The 3415-nt window shown below is 66.0% G+C and carries 2 protein-coding genes and 1 pseudogene; 1 reads left to right on the forward strand and 2 read right to left on the reverse strand.

Annotation, left to right across the window (positions count from 1 at the left end; translation table 11 throughout):
* Positions 1-583: pseudogene (locus G6038_RS27940) on the forward strand (hypothetical protein); the annotation flags it as partial.
* A gap of 28 nt (positions 584-611) precedes the next feature.
* Here G6038_RS27940 and G6038_RS27945 read toward each other — a convergent pair.
* Together G6038_RS27945 and G6038_RS27950 are read right to left on the reverse strand one after the other, a co-directional pair.
* Positions 612-1610, reverse strand: coding sequence for a GAF domain-containing protein (locus G6038_RS27945; RefSeq protein ID WP_165041795.1), 999 nt, complete (start codon positions 1608-1610; stop codon positions 612-614).
* 89 nt (positions 1611-1699) lie between these two features.
* Positions 1700-3058 carry a cytochrome P450 gene (locus tag G6038_RS27950; protein ID WP_165041797.1) on the reverse strand — a complete coding sequence of 453 codons (1359 nt, stop codon included), beginning with the start codon at positions 3056-3058 and terminating at the stop codon, positions 1700-1702.
* Between the last annotated feature and the right edge of the window lie 357 nt (positions 3059-3415).

Raw genomic sequence — 3415 nt, forward strand, 5'->3', positions numbered from 1 at the left:
CCCCTCCTCCCTACTGGAGCACCACACGCACGATCTGTGGGCGCACCGGTCCGGGCTGGGCGGGGCAGCCGCCCGCATCCACTGGGCTGCGATTTCGGGAAAACCTCTTATTTCCGGAGCGGGCAGAAATCCCGTCGAGGTGGCTGCCCTGACCGGCTACAGCCTTGCCACCGTGACGCGGACCCTGTCTACCCTCGCCCGCCTGGGCCTGCCCACCCAGGCGAGGACCGATACCCCCGCTCTCCGGGAGCAGCTCGATCGCGCCGCCGACCGGGTCGGGGCCTCCGGTGTCGGGGCGCAGCGGGTCCGCCGCCACCTCCTCGATCGGGAGCTGCACCGGTGGTGGCTCGAAGAGCAGGAATGGCGCTGCCGACGCGGCAAGAAGACCGGCGTACCCCGCACGGTCTCGCTGACCATCGCCCTGCCCATCGACGCGCCGGCTCGGCTGCGGTACGGCCGATTCCCGGTGACCGACACCGGCCGCGCCGACTATCGTGCGGCGCGAGCCGTGGTGACCCGGGTGTGCTCCCCTGGTTGGAATTCCACGACCAATCCAGATCGGCAGGGCGGGAAGGCGGCCTGACACACCCTGGTTCTCCAACCGGACCGAATCAGTATGAGTCGTCCACTCGGGCGATTTGAGCGAGGAGGAGCGCGGCGTGGGGCGGCCGATCCGGCAACTGGAACGGCCGCAACGTCACCGCGGCCTTGACCCAGTCACCATCTCCTGCATGCAGTCGCACCAGATCGCCGGCCTGGGGAACCTCACCGCTCTCGACTCTCCGAGCATTCGCTTGCAGACTCGGCAGATCCTCGGGATGGACGACGGGACCGGTGACATGCGCATACTGCCACTCCACCCACTCCGGAGCCCGGCCGATCCACATCGCGATAATGCCTCGCTGGGCCTCGAACAGCGCGACATGGACATCGGCACCTAACAATCCTTCACGCAGTCCGAGAGCAGCCAACGATGGCATTGACGGCGGATACACGTCGGACACGTCGTGATACAGCACCCGGACACCGGATCCGTCTTCCATGGGGCGTAAGACGACCTGCCACTGCATCGCATGGCCGTGGTCGTGCCGAACCGAGAACCACGTGCTCAGCACTCCCCCGGACCGCGGATTGAGCACCAGATCCAGGAATTCGGTCTCGTGCTCGAAGCAGATCGCGCGGTTGATGTAGTCGGCAGGGGTCGCGGTGGGAAGCCAATCTTCGAGCAACGTACCGGACATCGCCCCCGACTCCCACGTCTGATAGATCAACATTTCCTCGACCATCCAGGCCACACCTGAGGTCAGACGCCGCGTTCCCAGCTCCTCCCCCGGCTCTCCCACCCACAGATGGATGCCGTGCACATCGCCGAACGGGCCGATGATCGGCCAGGCATAGAACCGCCACGACTGCCGCATCTTCTTCGACGACAGCACCCGATCGAACGGTTTACGGACTTCCCGGACGTACTCCACGATCGGCTCCACCGGGATGTCCGGTGCGGGCGAGACCTTCCGGCGGAGCGAAGTCATCTCCTTCACTTCACCATCCGAGGCCACCAGCGTCGCAACACCCTCCACGAGCGTTTCGATCAAATGCCATGAACCCATCGAAGACCCCCCTCTGTCTCGACCTGATCTCGATGCGGGGAGGCAGTGTAGCGAAAACCGACTGTTCGACCGTTAAGCGGGATCGATGGTCACGCTCGGACGTGTAGCGCCAAGTGCAAGCGCTCGGGTCGGATCGTCAGCAACTCGGCCACCGACAGTTCATAGCCCGGCACGGGCGCGACCTCGAAACGGGTGAGGATCTCCGCCAGCGCCAGGACCGCCTCGTGCAATGCGAACTGCCGGCCGATGCAGGCCCGAGCCCCTACCCCGAACGGTTTGTAGGCGTGGGCCGGGCGGGCACGCACGGCCGCAGGCAGGAACCGGTCCGGGTCGAAGGTCTCGGTGTCCTCGCCCCACAACGTCGGATCGCGGTGCAACGCCAGCAACACCACCAGGACCGTCTGGCCCTTGCGCACCGGGTAGCCGGCCAGCGTCGTGTCCGTGCGGGCCTTCCGGAAGAACGCCGGGCCGGACGGCCACAGCCGCAGTGTCTCGTCGACGAGGCGGCGCACATAGCGCAGCTTCGCCACCTGTTCGAACCGGAGCGGGCTGTTGCCGTCGCGCACCTGGGCTATTTCCGTCCGTGCGCGCTCGGCCATCTCGGGATGCAGCGACAGGTAGTGCAGTGCGAACGACAGCAGGCCTGCTGTCGTCTCGTGCCCGGCCACCAGGAAGGTCAGCACCTGATTGCGGATGCTCTGATCCGACAGCAGCTCCCCGGTCTCCGGATCCGGGTGCTCCAGCATCCGCTGCAGCAGGTCGTCCTGGCGCGGTGACTGTCCGTGGCGGCGTGCCGAGATCACCTCGTCCACGGTGCGCTGCATTAGCGCAATGTCCTTCGGGTGTCGGCGCAGCGCCTTCCATCCGAAGATCTCCCGGACGATCGGCAGGTCATTCGCCGACTGCGACACGAACGACAGCGCCCGCGTCATCGACTCGACGAACGGATGCCGACCGGCGGAGAACGAGTCGAAGCTGTACCCGAACCCGGTGCGACCGATGACCTCCAACGTCAAGCGATTCGTATCCGAGGAGACGTCCACCGGACCATGGGATGCCTGCTCGGCCCAGTAGCCGCAGAGCCCGTCGACGCACTCGAGCATCACATCGTGATAGCTGCGCATCGAGGATTGGCTGAACGCCGGCATCAGCACGTTGTGCGCCTGCGCCCACGCCGGCTCACTGTTGAACGCGGTGAACAGTCCGTCCCCGGCCAGCTCGCGCAGATTGCTCACCGGTGGGACGACCGCCTTGGCGAACCGGGACTCGTCGAACACCTCCGCGGCCGCGTCCCCGCCCCCGACGACAACCACCTTCTTGCCGGCGATGTCGATCTCGAATACATCCCCGAGCTCGCGTACGAACTGCGCCTCACGCTGTACCGGCCGCCGAGGATCGAGACGCAACACATCTCCCAGCAGGGGCAGCCGCCACGACGGATGCGGCATCGCTTCTCCATGCCCGGTCTCAGCTTCGACGCGGACATCATTTGAGGCTTGCTCCCCCGCAGAAGTCATGACCGGAGTCTGCCGCACCGCTGTGCCGATCGCAGAATCGGTCGGCTGGTATGACGGAGGAAGCGACGGCTACGGCCAAGTCGGGTGAGGGGGTTCGTGGCGGTTCCACCCCGCTGAAGCACTGCCGCTGAACGAACGACGGCTCGCTCAGCGGAGGCGTCACGCTTTACTGTTATAGCGCTACAACGTCGTTGCGCAACGCGCTGGTTGGGCAGAGCCGCTATAGCGCTTGAACGTCGGAGCGTAACGCCGGCAATGCGCCCCGATGGGCGGACATCCCAGTTGTAG

It is taken from the genome of Rhodococcus sp. 14C212 (assembly GCF_011058195.1).
GTDB classification, from domain to species: Bacteria; Actinomycetota; Actinomycetes; order Mycobacteriales; family Mycobacteriaceae; genus Rhodococcus; species Rhodococcus aetherivorans.